Source organism: Paenibacillus sp. Marseille-Q4541, assembly GCF_018310695.1.
Taxonomy (GTDB): Bacteria; Bacillota; Bacilli; order Paenibacillales; family Paenibacillaceae; genus Paenibacillus.
On the sequence record NZ_JAGXCY010000020.1, the window covers coordinates 13,061 to 33,718 of the forward strand.

Annotated in this window: 30 protein-coding genes; 1 reads left to right on the forward strand and 29 read right to left on the reverse strand. The window is 38.2% G+C overall.

The annotated features are described in order from the left end of the window. Positions 1-7: 7 nt before the first annotated feature. The 12 genes from KFT32_RS17900 to KFT32_RS17955 form a co-directional block, all read right to left on the reverse strand. Entirely contained in the window at positions 8-607 is a 600-nt protein-coding gene (locus tag KFT32_RS17900; RefSeq protein WP_211748613.1) for a hypothetical protein, read from the reverse strand. Positions 608-689: 82 nt separating this feature from the next. Next, positions 690-1,190, reverse strand: coding sequence for a hypothetical protein (locus KFT32_RS17905; protein WP_211748614.1), 501 nt, complete (start codon positions 1,188-1,190; stop codon positions 690-692). Between the two features lie 69 nt (positions 1,191-1,259). After that, complete coding sequence (locus KFT32_RS17910; RefSeq protein ID WP_211748615.1) at positions 1,260-1,691, reverse strand: hypothetical protein; 432 nt, start codon at positions 1,689-1,691, stop codon at positions 1,260-1,262. 111 nt (positions 1,692-1,802) lie between these two features. Further along, complete coding sequence (locus KFT32_RS17915; protein WP_211748616.1) at positions 1,803-2,132, reverse strand: hypothetical protein; 330 nt, start codon at positions 2,130-2,132, stop codon at positions 1,803-1,805. Positions 2,133-2,172: 40 nt separating this feature from the next. Continuing rightward, a complete protein-coding gene (locus tag KFT32_RS17920; protein WP_211748617.1) occupies positions 2,173-2,826 on the reverse strand; it encodes a hypothetical protein in 654 nt (217 codons plus the stop codon). Positions 2,827-2,889: 63 nt separating this feature from the next. Further along, a complete protein-coding gene (locus KFT32_RS17925) occupies positions 2,890-3,696 on the reverse strand; it encodes a Cof-type HAD-IIB family hydrolase (RefSeq protein ID WP_211748618.1) in 807 nt (268 codons plus the stop codon). An 86-nt stretch (positions 3,697-3,782) separates the two neighbouring features. Continuing rightward, positions 3,783-4,094 (reverse strand): hypothetical protein, encoded by a 312-nt coding sequence (locus tag KFT32_RS17930; protein WP_211748619.1) that lies wholly within the window; start codon positions 4,092-4,094, stop codon positions 3,783-3,785. Between the two features lie 93 nt (positions 4,095-4,187). Continuing rightward, on the reverse strand, positions 4,188-4,325 hold the full coding sequence (locus tag KFT32_RS17935; protein WP_211748620.1) for a hypothetical protein: 138 nt from the start codon (positions 4,323-4,325) through the stop codon (positions 4,188-4,190). Between the two features lie 337 nt (positions 4,326-4,662). Next, positions 4,663-5,439 carry a Cof-type HAD-IIB family hydrolase gene (locus KFT32_RS17940; RefSeq protein WP_211748621.1) on the reverse strand — a complete coding sequence of 259 codons (777 nt, stop codon included), beginning with the start codon at positions 5,437-5,439 and terminating at the stop codon, positions 4,663-4,665. A 27-nt stretch (positions 5,440-5,466) separates the two neighbouring features. Then, the gene (locus tag KFT32_RS17945) at positions 5,467-5,994 is read right to left on the reverse strand and encodes a P-loop NTPase family protein (protein ID WP_211748622.1); all 528 of its coding nucleotides are present in this window, start codon (positions 5,992-5,994) and stop codon (positions 5,467-5,469) included. Positions 5,995-6,070: 76 nt separating this feature from the next. Further along, on the reverse strand, positions 6,071-6,523 hold the full coding sequence (locus KFT32_RS17950) for a DinB family protein (RefSeq protein ID WP_211748623.1): 453 nt from the start codon (positions 6,521-6,523) through the stop codon (positions 6,071-6,073). A 343-nt stretch (positions 6,524-6,866) separates the two neighbouring features. Then, positions 6,867-8,021: a YsnF/AvaK domain-containing protein gene (locus KFT32_RS17955; RefSeq protein WP_211748624.1), complete on the reverse strand. Its 1,155-nt coding sequence runs from the start codon at positions 8,019-8,021 to the stop codon at positions 6,867-6,869. Positions 8,022-8,332: 311 nt separating this feature from the next. Between KFT32_RS17955 and KFT32_RS17960 the strand changes: the two genes are divergently transcribed. Next, positions 8,333-8,701 carry a hypothetical protein gene (locus tag KFT32_RS17960; protein WP_211748625.1) on the forward strand — a complete coding sequence of 123 codons (369 nt, stop codon included), beginning with the start codon at positions 8,333-8,335 and terminating at the stop codon, positions 8,699-8,701. Between the two features lie 92 nt (positions 8,702-8,793). On the opposite strand, the gene KFT32_RS17965 is transcribed toward KFT32_RS17960, so the two are convergent. From KFT32_RS17965 to gdhA, 17 genes are all read right to left on the reverse strand, one after another. Next, complete coding sequence (locus KFT32_RS17965) at positions 8,794-9,342, reverse strand: nucleoside/nucleotide kinase family protein (protein ID WP_211748626.1); 549 nt, start codon at positions 9,340-9,342, stop codon at positions 8,794-8,796. 63 nt (positions 9,343-9,405) lie between these two features. Beyond that, positions 9,406-9,867 carry a RidA family protein gene (locus KFT32_RS17970; RefSeq protein ID WP_211748627.1) on the reverse strand — a complete coding sequence of 154 codons (462 nt, stop codon included), beginning with the start codon at positions 9,865-9,867 and terminating at the stop codon, positions 9,406-9,408. A 117-nt stretch (positions 9,868-9,984) separates the two neighbouring features. Beyond that, a complete protein-coding gene (locus KFT32_RS17975; protein WP_211748628.1) occupies positions 9,985-10,254 on the reverse strand; it encodes a hypothetical protein in 270 nt (89 codons plus the stop codon). 26 nt (positions 10,255-10,280) lie between these two features. Next, positions 10,281-10,799, reverse strand: coding sequence for a DinB family protein (locus tag KFT32_RS17980; RefSeq protein ID WP_211748694.1), 519 nt, complete (start codon positions 10,797-10,799; stop codon positions 10,281-10,283). Between the two features lie 30 nt (positions 10,800-10,829). Then, on the reverse strand, positions 10,830-11,648 hold the full coding sequence (locus KFT32_RS17985; protein ID WP_211748629.1) for a GNAT family N-acetyltransferase: 819 nt from the start codon (positions 11,646-11,648) through the stop codon (positions 10,830-10,832). 201 nt (positions 11,649-11,849) lie between these two features. Continuing rightward, the gene (locus tag KFT32_RS17990; protein WP_211748630.1) at positions 11,850-12,362 is read right to left on the reverse strand and encodes a GNAT family N-acetyltransferase; all 513 of its coding nucleotides are present in this window, start codon (positions 12,360-12,362) and stop codon (positions 11,850-11,852) included. A gap of 12 nt (positions 12,363-12,374) precedes the next feature. Next, on the reverse strand, positions 12,375-12,995 hold the full coding sequence (locus KFT32_RS17995) for an NUDIX hydrolase (protein WP_211748631.1): 621 nt from the start codon (positions 12,993-12,995) through the stop codon (positions 12,375-12,377). 89 nt (positions 12,996-13,084) lie between these two features. Beyond that, positions 13,085-13,579: a GNAT family N-acetyltransferase gene (locus KFT32_RS18000; protein ID WP_211748632.1), complete on the reverse strand. Its 495-nt coding sequence runs from the start codon at positions 13,577-13,579 to the stop codon at positions 13,085-13,087. 330 nt (positions 13,580-13,909) lie between these two features. Continuing rightward, positions 13,910-14,083: a hypothetical protein gene (locus KFT32_RS18005; protein ID WP_211748633.1), complete on the reverse strand. Its 174-nt coding sequence runs from the start codon at positions 14,081-14,083 to the stop codon at positions 13,910-13,912. Between the two features lie 15 nt (positions 14,084-14,098). After that, positions 14,099-14,605, reverse strand: a complete 507-nt coding sequence (locus KFT32_RS18010; protein WP_211748634.1) for a GNAT family N-acetyltransferase — start codon at positions 14,603-14,605, stop codon at positions 14,099-14,101. A gap of 40 nt (positions 14,606-14,645) precedes the next feature. Further along, positions 14,646-15,140 carry an NUDIX hydrolase gene (locus tag KFT32_RS18015; protein ID WP_211748635.1) on the reverse strand — a complete coding sequence of 165 codons (495 nt, stop codon included), beginning with the start codon at positions 15,138-15,140 and terminating at the stop codon, positions 14,646-14,648. Positions 15,141-15,388: 248 nt separating this feature from the next. Next, positions 15,389-16,363 carry a hypothetical protein gene (locus KFT32_RS18020; protein WP_249435966.1) on the reverse strand — a complete coding sequence of 325 codons (975 nt, stop codon included), beginning with the start codon at positions 16,361-16,363 and terminating at the stop codon, positions 15,389-15,391. A gap of 326 nt (positions 16,364-16,689) precedes the next feature. Next, complete coding sequence (locus KFT32_RS18025; protein WP_211748636.1) at positions 16,690-17,343, reverse strand: cysteine hydrolase family protein; 654 nt, start codon at positions 17,341-17,343, stop codon at positions 16,690-16,692. Further along, positions 17,343-17,963: a bis(5'-nucleosyl)-tetraphosphatase (symmetrical) YqeK gene (gene yqeK / locus KFT32_RS18030; RefSeq protein ID WP_211748637.1), complete on the reverse strand. Its 621-nt coding sequence runs from the start codon at positions 17,961-17,963 to the stop codon at positions 17,343-17,345. The genes KFT32_RS18025 and yqeK overlap by 1 nt, the downstream gene beginning before the upstream one ends. Positions 17,964-18,187: 224 nt before the next feature. Continuing rightward, entirely contained in the window at positions 18,188-18,370 is a 183-nt protein-coding gene (locus tag KFT32_RS18035) for a hypothetical protein (RefSeq protein WP_211748638.1), read from the reverse strand. A gap of 15 nt (positions 18,371-18,385) precedes the next feature. After that, complete coding sequence (locus tag KFT32_RS27275) at positions 18,386-18,724, reverse strand: low molecular weight protein tyrosine phosphatase family protein (protein ID WP_349304924.1); 339 nt, start codon at positions 18,722-18,724, stop codon at positions 18,386-18,388. Between the two features lie 344 nt (positions 18,725-19,068). Further along, positions 19,069-20,448, reverse strand: coding sequence for an NADP-specific glutamate dehydrogenase (gene gdhA, locus KFT32_RS18040; RefSeq protein WP_481856350.1), 1,380 nt, complete (start codon positions 20,446-20,448; stop codon positions 19,069-19,071). Positions 20,449-20,658: the final 210 nt, after the last annotated feature.

Genomic DNA, 20,658 nt, shown 5'->3' on the forward strand with positions numbered 1-20,658 from the left:
GTCCCGTTCACCAGTTTGTATACCTAGGCTGGGCAGAGAATAACTTATCTGCAACCATATTCCCATCCTTGTCAAAGCCTCTCATGGTCCATCCTTCATGTGTATATTCATCCATAACAAATAGCACATAGCCATTCTTCACTTCCTTGACAAGATACTTATCTGGATGAGCTTCGATGTCCTTCATACTAAACTCATAAGACTCATTGTAGTCCGTTATCTTTTTGTGATATCCAAGCGAAATCGAGTGAATATTTGAATTCCGGTTTACTTTAATACCGACGACAAAACTATCATTTTGTTCTACATTATTCCCAAATCCCACCACCTGGAAAGGCATGTCTTCTTCAGGGAATTCCCTTTCAGCTAGACCACCATACTCATAAAACAAACCTAATTTTTTATTGAGCTTAACGGCACCGAACGTTTGATTCTTCATATCTTCATAGATTGCCGCTTTACCATAGACCGTATCTTGAGAAATAATGATCTTGTGATTTCCAGGTATAGCCCCGGATTCTGTTATGTGCCAGTTCTCTGTATAGGTAGACAAGAATCCTATTACAAGAATAACACTAACGATAATAACGATATTTTTCTTTCTCATATGTATGCCCCTGCTGTAATGTATCGTTATTATAGCAGTTCACTATTAGACAATCCTGTAATAATATACCACTTCATATATATTACGCAGATTCATCCGTCCCTTTCTGTCCTAGAAATGAACCTTCCAAATGTTTATCAAAAAATTGTTTGAACTCAACATTGTTGTCAATGTACCGGACTTCTTTATTAAAAACACCGGTTCTTGTTATATAAATATTTTCACGATTATATTGAATTAGGACCTCTCCCGCAGGTTTTAAATATAGTCTAATGCCGGAGGAAATACTGCCCGGTATACTCGATATAGGGACTTTCTCAAGATCTGATGCTGCATTCAGCCAATCCGTAATATTCCTTACTTCATCCTGCTGTAAATTGACATCGGTAAAGTATACTTTAACTCCCCCATCTCCTCGAGTGTACATGACTTTGGTCATTTCGAAATTTTTAATGTTCTCTGGCTTTAGATGTGATGAAACGGATTCAAGTGCTTCATGCTCACTTCGCCACAATATAATGAGTAATATGCCTGCAATAACCCAAGTTTTCTTGTATAAAAGAATGGAATCCTTCTCCAACATTCAGCCTCCTCATAAAAAAGAACATGAATCGCCTATCCGTTCCATGTTCTTTCTTTTCTAATGATAGGATCACATGTTATGAGAATCCTGTCTGAGTTTTTGTATTTTATAATAATCTTCGACGCTATCTTCCGCCCCATTCATGATTCTTCTGTATGCTCTAGAAGGTGGATATAGCTCTTCTTCCCCTATTTGCAAGGCAATCGTATCTTCTACAATTTCACTAGCTTTCCATTCACCACCAAGGTGTCTCACGACAACTTCACCCAGATATCCACCCCACATCTTAGCCATGTAAGCGATCTGTTCTTCAGAAGGTCCTTTATTAAAAATCTTTCTCCATCCTCTAGGAAGCTCACCATGAAACTTTTGGAGGATTGAATCCAGATCCTTCAAGCTAGCCTCACTAAAGTCGAGTTTTACGTCCATTTGATCAGCAAAGTCTACCGCATCTTCCGCATAAGCTTTCATCATATCTGCTATTCTTAGCTGCGTCATCAAGTTCAGTCCCTCTTAGTTGTATTAGAAACATGTTTTCTGTATATCTATCCTAAGCCTTATGGACCCAGTTGATCAAGCAATTATTTCCATCACTTTGCTTTCTTGACAATGTTAATTGCTATTGCCAGTCTCCTCTTTCTTCTCCGCAAGATTGTTTTTCCATAGATTAATTAGCTTTCTCTTTAGATAGGAATAGGTCTTCGTTAACTCTTCTTTTAAAGCCCCCCATATCACTAACATAAATCCAAGAATCATACATCCTATTGCATATATCATCGGCTTATTTCCTTCGGTTATTTCGAGTGCAGACCCAATTCTTCCAGGTGGAGTCGTAAAACCTCCTAATGTAAGACCAAGTTCAAGCGCAGGAAGATACATCCCTAGATAAAGACATATGCCACCAAGAAAAAGAATGCCTCCTGCAATGATTTTTTTCATCATTGTTCCACTCCCATCGTAGGCAAGATGAAGACGTGTAATCCTACCCTTGGACCGCTAATCTTTCTAATGATTCCCAATCTTTGAGCAGTTCTCTAGCCTCATTCGCGGTCCTCTTAATAAAGTCATTCACCTTGTCTTCTGTATAGTAAATCAGCTGAATCCCAGGTTCGTTCTTCTCATTATTCAGCCAGTTCAGTTTGATCTCACGGTACCTCTCCGCTTCTTCAGCACTTACGAGTGAATCCATATCGAAACCTCTTGCTGCCTGCAGTTTGGCTATAACGATATCCACCCACTCGTTACTTCGCATCAGGTTATATTCGAGCTGGCTGACTTCCTCATCGTAGATCCTTCGGATTTCCTGAGGCTCCTTCTGTACTTCTTGTTCAAAGTCAGCATATAACGTTGTCGTCCAACGTTCATCTGTATAGATATGTATGAAATACCCGGCGACATATGTTTTCCACTCCGGATCTTCACGTTCTCCTATATATGCCATGTACTTGCTTGTGAGTAGGCCCTTGTCTGCCAAGCGATCATCATGGACAAAATGAGACAGCATTTTCTCCTTCCGTGTTGTCCCTTCCCTCGCGTGAATCGCGTCTGGTGCAATACTCCCCAGCAAAAATGATGACGACGGATGACCCTTAAAAATTTCATACGCTACTGCAAAATGGACCATTGGCCACGGCATATCGTTGTCCTCCTTTTATGTGAACACTGAAGCCTTTTTCTTAATAACGTTATGTATAGCGGATCAGTTACATCCATATGAGAACTGTCCTACATATTTTTCAAGCACAAGAGCCACACCATCTAGATCGTTGTTATCCGTCGTTTCATCAGCAATTTGTTTCAGCACGGCTACTGCATTCCCCATCGCAACCGAATAATCTGCTTCTTGAAATAAACCCAAATCGTTCATATCATCACCAAATACCATGACCGATTCCATCGGAATCCCATATGTCAGGCATAGTTCACACACCGCCCGCTCCTTAGACGTGTGAAGTGGCATGATCTGAATCAGCTCGTTCTGATCCGTTACTAACAGATGTACTTTGTCCCCGAATGTATCCATGAGTGCTCGCTTGAGTTCAGGAGAGCTGCCAGAGAGCAGAATCTTGGTTGCATTATTCTTTTTAAATTCTGGTAAGGGCTGAATAAGCGGATTCAATTTCACCTTCATCATGGTCATTGCATCATATTCCTTGTAACTAAACCACTGATCGCTGACTTCCATCGTTACGTGTGCATCTGGTTCCTGATGCAGACAGAACTCCACGATCTCGAATGTTAGATATGCAGGAATGTAGCTAGAAAATTGATACCCTGTTTTTTTGCAGATCACTTCTGCACCGTTATAATAAACAAATGCTCCAATCTCTAGCAATTCCTTCGGCAAAAAAGCGTTCACTGTTCTCGGTGGTCTCGCCGTAGCAAAGATGATTTTCATTCCTTGGCAATGACATGCGAGCACTGCCTTCATATTTCGAGCAGATACTTGTTTCTTTGAATTTAATAATGTCCCGTCCAAATCCAGAACCACTGCTTTCCATTTCATAGGATCTCCCTCCCTACACTTCAAAAATAAAAACCCACCTTATCACACATTTATAAGGCTGGGTCTTTGATGTAAGTTATTCCGTTCTACGCAGGCTTCACATTTACAATGTAATTAGGGTTGTTCATGATTTCATGAATAATATCAGGTAATTGTTCTACGGTAAACAACTGGGTATATAACTTGTTTTCAGGACGTAGCTCCGGATCATTTTCAAATTCATCCAGCAAAATAAGACTTCGTTCGCCCATCTGGACTTCCTCAGGACGGAGGTGATCTCGAGTTACAATCGTATCTTGATCAACAAGTAGCACAGCATAAACAATGTTTATCTTATAATCTGCCAGTTCATCTGCCAGCCACTTTGCCTCTGAAGGAAAGGTTACGTAATCAATCACCACATCATAACCGTAATCTAATAGATTTTTAGTAATACTCGCGATATTATTCCATGTTAACTGATTTGTTGCAGGATCAAGCCATGGTTTCCCTCAGCCTTTCACCGGAAAATGACTCACCTGATCACCTGAGACATAAGCGCTTTTCACAAGTGTCTGAACCAAATGTCTTGATGTTGTGGATTTGCCTACTCCGGCAGGGCCAGAGATGATATATACCGTATTGGTCATGATACAAACTCCTTATATTAATCTGTTTTCGACCAAATGAGTCCAAAAATCAATCCTTCCAGTGGCCATGCGAGTCTTCTCTTAATGGATTCCACATTGGATTTAAAATGTTTTACGCCAATCTACAAACTCCGGTCCGGTGGGCAGTCCCGTCATATATAATTCTCGTAAATCCGGAGGGAAAATAATCTCGTACTTACTTTCTATATGTAAGATTTCCGCTAAAGTTAAAGGTTTCTGAACTCTTATTTTTTGAGATCTCAGTTGTTTTATAATTGCGTAAGGGTCCATACTCATCTCCTTTAAATTAACGATGCGATACTTTTTAATATTAAAATTATAGCATCCCGTATTCTTTTAAAGCATGGTGGATTCCGCCTTCACTAGCCTTTTTGGTAACAAAATCAGCCACTCCTTTAAGCGAATCGTTCCCGTTGCCCATCGCAATCCCAAGCCCAACATAGCTCAGCATATCGATATCATTTAGGCCATCACCAAAGGCAATCGCTTCCGATCTAGAAATATTATAATAATTCAACACTTCCCTAATTGCGATGGATTTAGAGACTTCTGTTCGCTCTAGTACATTGCACACATACTTGTGAAAACGCTGGAACCGAAGTTCAGGGAAATAATCGATGAACTTTCCCACTTCCTGCTCATCCGCATACAAGCAAATGCAATATACTTCGTCTAGCACATCCTCTACTATTTCAGGATATACGTTTATACCTAAAGTCTCTTCTAATGCTTCGAGAACTCGGTTGTTATCCGGCTCCATTCCATTCATCATGAAACTTTCAGTGAAGTAAGAAACATGCTGACCATGGATCTTAGCGAACTCTGTGATTTTTGCGATCGTTTCCCTCGCAATGACAGATTTATGTATCGTTGTTTCGTTACATTTAATTAGCGCTCCATTTGCACTGATGAATGTATCGATCCCCATGCTTTTAAATTCTTCACATAAACTGTAGGGTCGTCCCGTTGCTACCACTACTTTTGTTCCATTGCTGATTAATTGCCGGATGGCTTCTTTCGCGCTTATAGGTATTGTTCTGTCCACTTCACTCAGCAAAGTGCCATCCACATCGAAGAACACAATTTTATACATTAAGAAAGATAGCTCCTTTAAAGGATTTTATCTAAACTCAAGCAAAAGATTCATTCGGAGACTTTTCAACGAATTTATGTAATCCAACGCTTCATCAGATCGTTTTATGATCCTTCTCTTATTAGCATATGGATTGGTAACTTCTATTACCTTGGCTACATCGTATCCATGATTCCATTCAATCATCATTTTGCACAAATTTTTAACGGATTGCTTATAATTCCACTGTTGGAATCCAGTTCTGGATAGGACAAATCGTTTTACAATTCTATAATCTCTTATGATCACACTTGGATTGAGGATAAGGATAACATCAGCTTGCTCAAAACTCTCCGTAGTCCAGTCAAACTGTACTCCTTCCATAATCCAAGTTTTCATTTCAAGCGTGTCTTTAAACCTCTCATCCCTCTCTGCTTGGGAATATCTCACGCCTTCATATTCTCTGTTCCATATCATATTATCTATTTCAAAATAAGGGATACCATACTCACGGGATAATTTTCTGGCCAAAGTGGATTTGCCACTCCCGCAGGATCCGACTATGCGAATTTTCATCTCGATCACCTCACCTTTATCCTAACTCCAAACAAAAATAAGATTTAGCATTTACATCTCATCAATAGGTGTTTCTCTACAAAGATTGTTCCGTGATCTGTTTGATGTGATGGATCGTATGATGAATATAATCTTCAGCTAGCCATTGCAAGGTTACGGTACTGCCATCTGCCAAAATAGTTTGTTTCTGATATTCTTCGTCAGTTACCTTTTCTAGTACATAGCGTATTTGTTTGTTTAATTGGAACCATAACGTAGTTAGTTCAGCTTGTGAGTAATTGTCTTGATAATCATGGATGGATACCCAAAGATCTTGGTTATATCCTTCTAACTTTACGATTTCATCAGCTATTCGAATTTTCAGAAATCGATGATGATTATTACTAGCTGAGTCACATAAATGACCTAATATCTCTTTCTTAGACCACTTATTAGGATTTGCTTTTCTGCACAATTCTTCTTCTGTAATTGACTTTAGTACTTCTGGAAATGCGGTGATGAGATTTTCAAGATTTTTTATGATATCCATGTTTATTTCTCCTTCAGTCACAGAAGAATGACCTCTTCAAATTTAGCCCCGTTTGGATTGTTGACATGCCATTATTGCAACTTCTTGTGCATTCATAGGTAAACTCCTCTATTAGCTACACTTAACAGGTGTTACTATTTAGATTACTTCGTCACCATCTTTGTATTTTCCTGTCCAAACTACGGATTGCATTAGAAGTACCAGCGTTAAAATAAGGCTATTTGAATTAAATAGATAACCATATTCATCGATTTCAACAAACAAAAAACCGATGAGATTTAGGTCTCATCGGTTTTACTATAGACAATGATGATGCATGTCTAATTGCATATATAAGCCTAGTTTAGTGTCTTGGACGGTTGATTGTTCCTCTGTTTAACGCTTCACGCTGTTCTTTGGTTTCAACATCCTCGTTTACTAGCGGTTCCCCCTCACGAGTTACGCGAGCTTCTTCATGTTTTACCGTATCCTTAACTTGCTTCGTATCTTGTACGGTTTCTTTATGGACTTCTACTTCACCAGTAACTACGTTACGTTTATTCACTTCCACTTGTTCCTCACTTACCGGAATACGAATGTTCTCGCTGCGTCCAATAGGCTCGTTTGTTGCTTTATCATTCACAGCTTTGCGCTCAATGACGACTTCTTCATGACTTACAGGAACATCAATCGTTTTTTGCTCTTCGATGACTTCTTTACGTACTTCTACTTCCCCTGTTTTAGCCTTGTTTTTAGACACATTTAGCTGCTCTTCCCGTAGGCGAAGTGTTTGTTCATCTTCACCTGAATCAAAGCGACCATTGCCAACATTCTCCGCAGTGACTTTACGGTCCATATCTCTAGTTGCTGTACGATCATTCATTGTCTTGCTGGCAACGGAACGATCCGTTACTGCCGCATTTGGAGCTGTACCTATCGACGTATTCGGAGTTGCATATTTTTCATCAAAATGATGCGCATTTGAAGCATTATTACTACGGAAGATATTGTGGACTTTTGCTTTATTCCTAGCCTTTTCTTCAACTAACACTAGAATTTGTCCTTCTTTAACATTGTTATCATATTCTTTCGCTTGTTCTTCTGGAATTCCCAGACCAATCAAACCTCCAACAAGTCCGCCGGCACCTGCACCAACCGCTGTTCCTGTCAGCGTCACTGCGATTGGACCTGCTACCATAATTGGACCGAACACGGGAATTGCCATTATTCCCAAACCTGCCAGAAGACCTGCAATACCACCAACCAGGCCACCTGCTGTCGCTCCTGTAGCTATACCCTTAGGCGCTTTCGTGCCAGTCTCCTCACTGATTGCCTTCATATCTTTTTTATCTTTAGCAATAACAGAAATTTCGTCTGTACGGAAACCTTCCGCTTTCAACTGCTCAATTGCTCTGCTTGCTTCAGCTTCTGTTTTAAATGTACCTACGATTTTTTCATTCTCATGTACCTTATTCGTGTTCTTTACGTCATTCATTTTGTTTACATTGTTGTTCATCATAATTGTGTTTCCTCCTTAGATGTCTCTCATCGTTGTATTTTTTATTGTTTGTTATCGTTGTTTCGCTTGCCTGATCTAAACTTAACCGTATAAAAATGATTAAAACATGGCTATTTGGTTTAACCGTCCTCATTTTTCTATCTATGATCTTACTAATTTACATTTATTATTGAAGTTTCATATGTGGCTAATAGTAGGAAGTTTCCTTTGATCATGCGGATTTAAGCTTGTCCGTTTAATATTTTTTAGTAACTTTGTGATGCCCAGTTGCGTTTAAATAATTAATAGAATTTTATGTTTGGGGGAGAACGATGAAGAACAAATGGAAGGTTATTTTATTTAGTTCTACCGGAATTTTAATGATTTTAGTCGTAGTAGCCGCAACCTATATCAACAACGTAGGTTATAACAATATCAAGCTTATGTACAAGTTAAATACAACGGAAGTATCCATTGTTCAGATGGATGAAGAGGGACATTATCTTGCATTAAGGGAGAACAGTAATGAACTTCTTAGAGATCGTATGGAAAGGGAAGGCTGGCAGTTCCAGCAGCAGGAAGGCTCTGGATATTTTTTCGATAAAGATAATAAAGAGGCTGTTGTTACAACGAAAATATGGAACCGGAACTATGTTATTTATCAAGTGAATGATAATGTGGCAAACATTGCAGACGAATAAGAAGTGGCTTCACATATAAGGGTACGAAAAAAAGTCGACTTCACAGAAGAACTACGCTGTAAAATCGACTTTTTTTCTTGTCATGTTGCTTATTAAGTAAATTTTCTTATTATGATTTCTTTAATTTGGTCTACAATGACTTGTTTATCTAGAGCTCCATCGATAACAAAATCTGAATTTGGCTTTATCTTATCAATCATCATCATGTACGCTTCTCTTGCCCCAGATAAATAGGCTGTCATATCCTTTCTGATGTCATCTCCAGAAGAATGGCCATAATCTCTTAATATACGTCTAGACATAGCAATATCCAAAGGGGTATCAATAAATATAGTCAAATCAATAAATTCATTCATTTCATTGTTTAATTTGGCGAATGGATAGTCGAGCAATATGTAATCTGGCTTTGACTCTTTTTCTTCTAGCAGCATAGTCACATCTCTAATAAAGGGTGTTAATTTCCATTCATTATAATCTCCCCCGCGCCTAGCCCAATCCACCAAGTCGCTTGGTCCTTCAAAATCGTAATCATCAAAAAACAGTGCTTTAGTGTTACCCAGTTGCTTGTTTAAAAGCTCGATCGCTGTAGTTTTACCTCCGCCTCCAACCGCTGCAATCGTAATAACGATAGGTTTTTTCATCAAGTTAACCTCCCTCTCGTGTTGTTATCTACATTTTTTAATTATGATGCTGCCATCATACAATTAACTATCTTCTTCTACTTCAAAGATGGAGTCAACAATAATCGGAAGATTATCCCTAACAGAAACCGCGCCAAATACAGACCTAGCATGGACACCTCGTTCATTAAACACATCATACATTAAGTCGGAAAATCCATTTAGCACCTTATGATGTTCTTCATAAGTAGGTTCTGCATTAACAAACCCTTGTACTTTGATCACTCTCTTCACTTTATCTAACGTTCCCAAAGCATCTTTTAATACAGCAAGAACTTCAATTCCTGTTTCCCGAGCATATTGATATCCTTCATCTGTTGTAAATTCGCTGCCTAACTTCCCTTTTGGACATCCGGTGGGCCCTTTCCCTGATACAAACATCATCCCATTAACTATTACATAGTTCGTATACTGCGCAGCAGGATGACTTACAGGAGGTAAGTCGATCCCCAATTCTTTAAGCCGAGATTCGATAGATTTACTCATATCTAACCCTCTTTCATGATTACTCAAAATATTCAGGATCCCCATTTTCAAATAATACATTTCCATCCTTATCTGTTGCTTTAATCGTGATGGGATCATGCAATTCGGATTGCCCTGTTATATACCATACCAAATTCTAATCCCATGATGATCTATGATGTTAGCAGATTTATTGCCTTCACTTACTATGATCACTTGAGTTATTTTGGAATCTACAACAGCACCATATAGTATTTTCACTTCTCCTTCTGAACCACCATCTCTCGACCATGTAAGAGCATTGTCAGATAACAATTCTGTATAACCACCCGAACGCACCCATTTTACGTCAACCCTCTGATCTTCAAATATTCCATAACCTAATTTTTGGTTTTGTGTACGATACAATGAGATTATCTCATCGCCTGTATTTGCTATACCTTAAGTCTTTTCCTTATCATTCTGATCTGGCCTCTATGATTGATCTCATCTTCAAACACGTGAAACCACATGAAATAATAATTTGCTTGTTTGTGGGCCCAAAACTCTTCTTCTGTATATAACCAATCATCATTAACGGTTTTAAATAATTCATAAGTTCGGTTTCTCACCGCATTCAATTGTTCTATATAATAGTCTAATTCATTCCCCTTAATCTTTTCTCTTCCTTCTTGCCCAAGACTCAAAGCAGCACCCCAGACTGACATCTCTTCCTCATTTAACTCTCTTTTCTCAAACGTCCCCACCTGGTATGCGTATTCTACTGCTGCAAAATGTAATAATAGAGCTCCAATTGAATTGCTATCCTGGTCTAATAAATAATCCAATTGTTCTACGGATAAATCCTTTACACTTTCTAATGTGGTAAATCTGGCATAGTTCATCATTGATAATAAACGACTAATTTGAGGTGAATGACCTGGGATGTCGGTAATAAGAAAAATCTGATTCATGTCTATCATTGGGATAACCTCCATGTTCATTTAGTTAGTTACGTTAAACCAGAAGATTTTATAGTTGAAAGAAAGGGTCATTCCTACACTCTTCGCCAACTGAATCGAACCTGTATTCTCAGGAGTACAATCCCAGTAAGGATCTAATCCTTGGAGCTTACACTCTTCTACAAATGCGTGAGCTACAGCTGCACCATAATGCCTTTTTCTATACTCTTCTAGTGTTTCTATATCAATTGCATGCATCTTGTCATCAACAAAAGCAGAAAAACATAAACTCACTACCTGATTGTTATGCACGCCAATATATCCAAAACCATGTTGTAAAAATTCATCTACGGAATCCCAAAACCGAGTAATCTTTTGCTCTAAAAATGATTGATTTTCAAATCTGCTGGACCCGAGCAATGCTCCATCTAATCTGTGAATCATCACATACTCCCCGTGGTTACTACATGGTGCTGTGTCTGTGCTGAGTTTAAACACATGCTGATTGTCATTTGATAGGTTTCTTTTATTAAAAATCGTTTGTACCGTTTCTGCCCAGCGATCATTTTCTACACTAATTTCGACCAGCTCAATATTACATTTTTTAAGTTTAGGTTCAATAGAATGGGTCATATAGGTTTCCAATCCTGATAGAAAGGATTCACTCTGCGGATCTCCAGCAACATGAAACCCTGCTTGACCTTGAATCCAAATCAATACCGCTGTTATGTCTGTCTCATGATCTACATAAACAGAACCAGGATTTGTCCCTCTTACCACTGCTCTTGCCTCAATATTTCTACACTGATCTGTAATATGTCTGACCTTATAAAAGTCTTGTTTGGTAAGCTCTGTTATCATAATTACACCCTCCTGAATTGAGTGTGTCATGCGAATCATTTACGTTATGTTCTTATTTAGAAAAACTAATCTATCTATCTCAGTGAAACCATTTTTCTTATAAAATGCCTCTGCAGGAATATCCCGATCGGTTAATAAAGTGATGTTACTTATTCCATGTGAATCAAGTTCATTTACTAAAAACGCCATCAGCTATAGGATTTAGCCCCCTTGGATCGTGAAGGTTTGGGATATGACTTTATGGCTTCCGGAAATCCCCTCTATTTCAATACTATCTTCTTCCTCGGAATAATGAATTCCATTTACTTCATAGTATTTCTTCCAGAATCGAACGGCCGCCTGATTACCAGATAATTGTTCAACTTTAAATTTCCCTTGGAATTGTTCTAGCACCCAATGAACCGCTTCTGCTGCTAGTTTCATTCCCCGATATTTTTTAATAATGAACAGCTCCTGTATGGCATAATCGATCCCTTCTGGTACATAAGGAGGCGAGCATACTAATATAAATCCTATTATTTTCCCTTCATAACTAATGAAATAAGGATGTAATTCCTTTTTTTCTAGATATAAATAGGTGTTTGTTGGATCAAAAGTGCCTTCTTCTGTTATATCTTCGCCAGTAAATTCGGATAGGTCATACAAATATAAGTTATATAAGTTCAAAAACGTTTCCTTTTGTTCTTTCAATATTCTAGTAATGTGAGTATTCATTTCTTCCCTCCATTAATCAAACATCACTTCACTAGTAACGTTTAGACCTTTATCGAACATGATCTGCACTTGTTCACATGTATTTCTCTCCTCTGAGAGCTGTGGTAGATTGGCACGATCAAAGAACTGAACTTCACTCGTTTCCATTCCTTCCTCCGCACTACCCCCGATGATCTCGCACAAAATAAAAATCTTGTACACATGGTACGGCGAAGGTAAATGATGATGCTTATTTTTATCCAACACGGCAAGTAGACGCTTAGGAGCCACATCGAATCCGGATTCTTCTTTTACTTCTTTCACTACAATTTCACGTGGAGATAAACCGACATCCGCCCATCCCCCAGGAAGTGCCCATGCGCCATCTGCTTTTTCCTTCACCAACAGTATTTTATTGTCCTGAAAAATAACACCTCTTATATCTACTTTTGGAGTCGCATATCCGGTTTCCTTCGCAAACAAATCTACAATTCGATTAGAATCGACTTCCGTATACGTGTTCAGTATTTCGATACTTAGACTTCTCAATTGTTCGTATCTCTCGATGTCATAAATATCTTTGCAGTATGCTAATCCATTCTGACTGATAGCCTGCATCTGTTTTGCCCATGTCAGCCATTTCACTTCTTCCATGACCCTCACTCCTTATTCGTATCGATATCAGATCACATAATGGTGTAACTCTGTGGAATTCTCGATTTCTTCTAACATGTAATTTCTTCTCACCCTATGTCCGCGACCATCGTTATGGATGTATCCACCATACCAACTTCCTGAAACCCGAATCGTTGATATAATGTCACTGCTGGCAAATTATTCGGATCTACACTTAGAGACACTCTCTTGATTCCGATCCTTTTCATCTCTTCGAATAATCTTGTTAGCAGGGCTGTTCCCATTCCTTGCCCTCTATATCCTTTTACTAATGCCATTCCCAGTTCCGGTACATCGTCACTTAGGTAACCAAACCCTTTGTTATTTTCATTAAAGTAACGAATGGTTACCGACCCTAAAGACTGCCCTGTGTTGCCAACGGCAATATAGCCTAAATCTCCATCTCTCCCCCAATTCTCTACATACTTCGATAGGAACGATTCTTTTATAACCTCTCTGCTAAAAGGTTCTTCACCTTCTCGGACATATAAAGATTCATATAACATATCCCATAAAAAGGGTTCATCTTGTTCTGTTATAGGTTTGATTGTATATAGACTCATTAAATCCGCCCCTTTGTCTCACTTCAGAGTACGTAACGATCTTTCCAAGTTCAATTTATAAAACGCCTCAGCTCTAGATATGCTTTATATCCTAGACTGGGCGTTTTAAATTATTACCATAATTATACATATTTATTTTGAGTAACGATAGACTTAAATCGTTTTATCCCAATTCGGAAATCGGTATTGTAGGCTGAGGTCACTTTGAAAGGGTGAGGATTCTATTCAGTAAATTCAATGAGAAATGGATGCGTCTTATTGTCTAATGCCTTGTGGATTCTTTCTTTGAGATTCCCCGAAGTAACGATGAACTTCATTTGAGTAACCTCCTCAGACATCTGTTTTATTCACTAATTCTTTTATTTCTTTCATTTCTTTCATCAGTGAACTGAGTCCCTCATTAACTCTCTCATCATTTTCTATTTTTCTTTTCAGCTTTACTTCAATAGATATTAGAGTAATCGTAATAATAAATAGGAATAGGACGATAAGGACCACGCCCACAATCTATCCCCCCTTTCATCTCAGTTTCTTCGTTAAATAAAGTGCCACATCATCATCAATGGTTACCTGATCTCCATTTGTTATATATCTTTCGCCGTTATGAATTCCCTTGCCATCAGGGACGTATCCACGATTTGCATACAATATTTGGGCGTTCCCATAATCCGTAAATAATCCAACTCCGATACCGGCAACATCAGAGCGTTCTTTAATAAGTTCCTCCGCTTTATCCATTAATTTCGAGCCAATCCCTTGACGACGAAACTTGATTAACACGTTAAAATCATTAATTTCAGGAATCCCTTGTTCTTTAAAAGAAGGGTAATATGAATCCCATAGAACATTGACATATCCAGCAAAAGCACCATCAACTTCAGCAATGATCGATATCCGATCCCCGTTTCTCTGTTCATCCAAATATCGAACATATAGTTCAACTGGTTTTTGCCACCCTTGTTCTTTAAACGACTTCGAAATAACTTCAGCATCTCTTTCATTCAGCTCTCTCAAAATAATACCCATCGCATGAATCTCCTACTTTCACAAAGTTTGATTTACTAATTTAGTTCCTTACTATACTGTGTTTAGTAAATTTCATCTCTTCAATCATACTTAATTCGGTTTTCAAACACTCCGGATAAATTTGCATGTCTTTCAACTCTTCGAATGCAAACCACTTAAAAATCAATCTCCCGTTGTCCTCTATGCCTTTAAACTCACCTTTTTGATTAACAATCTCTTGGCCTTCGGGTAATCTAATAACATAGTAAAATCCGATCTCATGATACTTCTTTCCACTATAATCAAAAAAATCCTCGTTAACATAAACGAGTTTATTAATCTCTATACGCACACCGAGCTCCTCATAGAACTCCCTGATTAAGGTATCTTCTGTAGCTTCGTTGAATTCCACTCTACCACCCGGTAAATTCCAGAAATCATCATCAGCAGTGGTATGTAAAAGAACCCTTCCCCTATCTACGGCAATTCCCGCCACTCTAAAATTAAACTTGATGTCATTCTTCTCAAAAGTAATATTGTTATTTTCGTAATTCATTGTTTCTCCTCCTTATATAGTGAAGTTGGTTGTAATTTATAATGGGACAAAAACCCACCTCAGATAAACTTGGGTGGGTTTTTGTTATTTCATTTTTCCAATTCTTTGGAAGAAAGGAGGATGACAATCCGAGATTTAATCTTAGTTACATTTTACCTTTATTTACAACTATGTACAATTGAATTTTCGTTTTGTTTCAGCGACTACTCTTTGTATTCTCCGGAAATCGCTTACACTAAAGTCTAATTCTATAACTGATACACCCAAATATAGATTGTCATTAAGCCAACTAGCAACATACAAAAATTCACGCTCACAAATAAACAACGAAGCCATACCGGTTGATGAAGTTGATATAGTGCCTTAGGTTTTCCCTTGCCTTCAATCAAAAACATGATAAGTAACGTATGAATCACCCAATGACCCACAACCTCAGTAAAACCAAACACTGACGTGGTAAGCATAAATATTCCCGTTAGTATAAGCGCTGTAAATCTGTTCATAAACCCCAGGATAAGTACCCAGCCTAAAGCAAGTTCAATAAAAGCAGATATCAATACAAACTCGTCTACGGAAAATCCGAATGTGGGAAGGTTATACTCATAAATAAGTGACTCGGAAAGCCATGGCATCACCATCTTTTCCATAGAAAGCCAAGCTAGTGATATACCTGTAATGGTGTACAGCGCAGTCAATGCCGATGACCTTAATCGTGTGTTTACGACCAGTAAATAGTATACAATCCCCAAGTAGAAACAGTAGTCGAGTGAATGAAATAAACCGTATTGAAACACAGCATGTATATACAAAATAGCAATGGCTAATCCACTTAGAGGAAGGAGTCGTTTGTGTAATAAGCTTAAGATCGCGATGATGAGAATTCCGTACAACCACCAAGAATCTAGGGCAAATGTAGGTGCTAAATACGAACCTGTGCAAAGTTGTAGCAACAAACCGGTTCCAATACCGATGCGAAAGATCGTCAATTGATAGCAGCTAAAGCGATTTAAGAAAATCAAAATTTTGCTCACCCATCTGTTTCGTTCGATTTGTTTGTTGATGATTGTAGCTGACAGCAGAACTAGTAAGGTGACTCCAAGCCACAACAAAAAACTAGGCGTAATGATGATTTTGATGGGATGTGACTTCCAGTTGCTATCATGTAAAAACCATTTAACATGTGCATATAAACGACCTGATATTGAATAGGAAAGCATTGTCATGTGAAACTCCTTTTACGAAATGGATTGAAATCACATAGAAGGACTTAACGAGGCGGAAGGTAAATACATCTTTAACACGTTGTTATCTGAACTAAGTGTTTTTAAATACTGATCATCCCAAGATGATTACTGAAAAATAAACGCAAATTATTTCCATTTATTTTCCATTTTCTTATTGTAAAACATTATAACGTTATTTCCTATTAGATTTTCGTATTTCTCTATAAATTGCTTCAAAAGTCATATGTATAATGAGTCGCACTGCCTAACTCTAATGCGGTAAGGCAGTGCAGATGTGTATGGTTTTAATATTAACTCATCCGATTTCAGCCACCTAGTACACTTTCTAAATCTTGTATGAACTGATTCGTTGAACAGACTTTGACTCCAATGTTTTTGATCTCATCAATTCCTTTACTGTAAACCCCTGAAATAGCGTCTTCTACCATGACCACTTTAAAATCTCGCTCACTCGCTTCGTAAACGCTTGTTCTTGGACAATTCGGGAAATTGCACCCAGTGAAAATCAAGGTGTCTATATCCTTCTCTCTTAAAAATGTTTCTAGATTTGTTTTGTAAAACGCTCCCCATCTAGGTTTATATAAAGCCCATTCAGAACTCCCAATCGGTTGTATTGATCCTTGTAATAAATCTTCATAGTCTAATTCTTTCGCATTCGTTGGTTTAATTGCACTCACAAGATCCGCTCCTATTGATCCTGGACTAACAATTCCCACTCCAGATTCAATCACTTCTTTTCGGCACAAGTCTACATTCGATCCATCTTCTTTATAGATACGAATCACGTGAATAATTGGAATATGAATATTTCTACATACCTCCAAGATACTCTTCATCCGAGGAATTACCTCATTCGTTCCTTTGATTTCTGCTACAGCACCAGGCAAACTAAAGTCATTTTGTGTATCTATTGTGATGACAGCACACTTGGTGAGATTAGGTTTTGTATACTTATTCATTAATAAACCACCTTTATCAAATCTTCTCTCGCTTTAATTAGCCATGGATGAACAAGTTTTAATTTATCTCGTTGTTCCCAAATGTAATTGAGATATATTAGAATTGCTTTGTCTATTTCTAAATTATTGACTCTCTCCCTCATTTCGATTAAATGGGGATGTTCTCCCGGTAGCTTCCAAGAAATTTTATCTGCTACGAACAATATCTTTGCCGTCATACTTGCTTGGGCTCTATAAGTTGTATGGCTTTCAATAGCTAGTAAAATTTCTCTATCCGAGATCCCGAAAATATCTTTGGCCATAAACATGGAAAGCTTTTGATGCACACTTCTATTGTACTTATTCTCTTCTTCAAGAATCTCAATAGACAATTCCTTAGCCACATCAAGCATCGTTGATACTGGAATTACGTTACTTATATCATGTAACAGAGAAGCACTGATTACTTGATTCGGATCGATTGTAAATAGATCTGCAATTCTATGAGCTTCTGCAGTAACATCCAGCGTATGTTCCAACGTTCTCAGATCCTCATTTATAGTAAAAAATAGTGAGATGTCTCTTTTCAAATCCCCAGATAAGCTAAAACCATTCGTATATTGATCGAATTGTTTGTTCATGTTCTGTCCTGCCCCTCGTATTTTATTTTCTGTGAATGTTTCCACATCTACAACATGACCCCACCACAGTGGCAGGGTCATTGTAACGCTATTTACTTGAATGAGTAGAGTACGTATGGAAGAGCTTTAACGATGATTCCGGAACATATAATTAACGGATAAAAGTACCTTTCTTAAACCAAACATAACAAAATAGATAATTGCTACATTAAAAGCATAATACATTAAACCCCTTGAAGAAACCATCTTATCCCGTCCGCCTCATCATGATACTGTGTATAAAATCTAAAGGGGAAACCATATGCTGTTCTGGAAGCACCGTCAGTAGAAAACGTCCCTGGAACAAAAAGGATAGAAAGTAAAGCGAGCCAGATCGATAGACGTAAAATAAATACATGTATCCTCATTTATTTCTTCCCTCCTCATAACGACAATTCTGGTACTTCGATATATTCGGACACTCTTGATTTTAATATTTCTATTAACTCTTCATCCATAAATCGATAATCATCTGGGATATCAAGGCAGATTACTCTTTTGTTCATTAGATTGTATGAAAATTTATTTTTCAGCCTTCTTACATGTTTCTTCTCCATTGCAAAAATAAGATCAGACCAACCAATGAGTCCTTCTGTAACTTTAATTCTTGCTCCTTCTTCAGTTCCTGCTGATCTAACGTCATATCCATTGTATCGTTCAAAAACTTTTTCAGCTGTTAAACTACGCCATTTATTACGGCTGCAGATAAAGAGTAATTTAATATCTTGTCACCTGTTTCCTTATTTTTGTTTTCCGTTAACCCGAAGCATATTCCCGCTCGATCTACGATATAATGCCTTCGTCCATTCCGATCTCTTCTTCTTTTTTGTTTTGACTACTCATCTCAAATGCAATTACACGTCCCATATGTAACACCTCATTTTTTCTAATGATTGTTAATTCTATTTACATTGCTTCTTCATTATTGCATAAACATCCTCTAGTCGAATCATCAAAATAGGTAAACTTCTTATTAAGTTGGTTCTATAAAATAAACAAAACCGCCTCCCCTAATGGAAGACGGTTTGTTATTAGCACCTATGAAGATGTAATTAATTTATCTCAATTAAACAACGCCTTGAGCGAGCATAGCGTCTGCTACCTTAATGAAACCTGCGATATTCGCTCCAGCCACAAGGTTGCCTGTGCAGCCGTACTCATCTGCTGCCTGAACGCAGCTAGTATAAATGTTCTGCATGATCTCATGCAGTTTAGCATCCACTTCTTCAAATGACCAGGACAACCGCATGCTGTTCTGTGACATTTCAAGTGCGGATACGGCTACTCCGCCAGCGTTAGCCGCTTTAGCCGGTCCGAACAGAACGTCCTGCTCAAGGAAAAGTTCAATTGCTGCCAGTGTTGAAGGCATGTTAGCTCCTTCACCAATCGCTTTTACTCCACCTTTAATCAGCATTGCAGCGGAATGCTCATCAATTTCATTTTGCGTTGCACAAGGAAGTGCGATATCACAAGCAATGGACCAAATTCCTTCACAACCTTCTGTATAAACGGCTTGAGGATGCTCTTTAACGTATTCACTGATACGTAGACGCTCCACTTCTTTCAAGCGTTTCACGGTCTCCAAATTAATACCTTCTGGATCATAGATGTATCCGCCCGAATCACTGCATGCAACAACTTTTGCCCCAAGTTCTTGTGCTTTTTGAATAGCATAAATGGATACATTACCAGAGCCGGATACAACAACTGTACTGTCCTTGAAGCTCAGTCCTTTAGATTTCAACATCTCATTTACAAAATAAACACAACCGAATCCAGTAGCTTCCTTACGCGCTAAGCTACCTCCATACTGCAGACCTTTACCAGTTAATACGCCGGATTCATGACTGCTGCGAATGCGTTTATATTGCCCAAACATATAACCAATTTCTCTTGCTCCTACACCAATATCTCCTGCTGGAACATCGGAATCTGAACCAATATATTTATAGAGTTCTGTCATGAAGCTCTGTGTAAAACGCATAACTTCAAGATCAGATTTTCCTTTTGGATCAAAGTCAGAACCGCCTTTACCGCCGCCGATAGGCAGACCAGTCAAAGCATTTTTGAAGATTTGTTCGAAGCCGAGGAACTTAATGATCCCGGAATAAACGGAAGGATGAAAACGAAGACCACCTTTGTACGGACCAAGTGCACTGTTGAACTGAACGCGGAACCCACGGTTAACTTGCACCTTGCCTTGATCATCAACCCAAGGTACACGGAAAGTGATAATACGTTCTGGTTCAACAAGCTGTTCAAGTAAGCTGTTTTCCCGATATTTAGGATGAGCTGCAATAACAGGAACAAGGGAATCAAGAAATTCTTTTACAGCTTGATGAAATTCAAACTCCTGTGGATTTCTAGCAACAACGGATTCATAAACCGAATGAACATATTCTGTGGCAGTTAGCTGATCAAGCGCTGTAGTATCTGTAGTTAGTATGGACACTTTTTCAATGCACTCCTTTATTGTGTTAAAGTATGGACTGGTCTATTTGCATAAATCGCATAAAAGTTTGTAGTTAAATATACAGGAAACTAAATAAAAAAACGAGATGCTAACCTATAAAATCTTTTTTATGATGCTATTAAAATGTTCTATGGATCTATCACTGGATGTAAAGGATTATTTTTTAATAAATTGTTATCTATT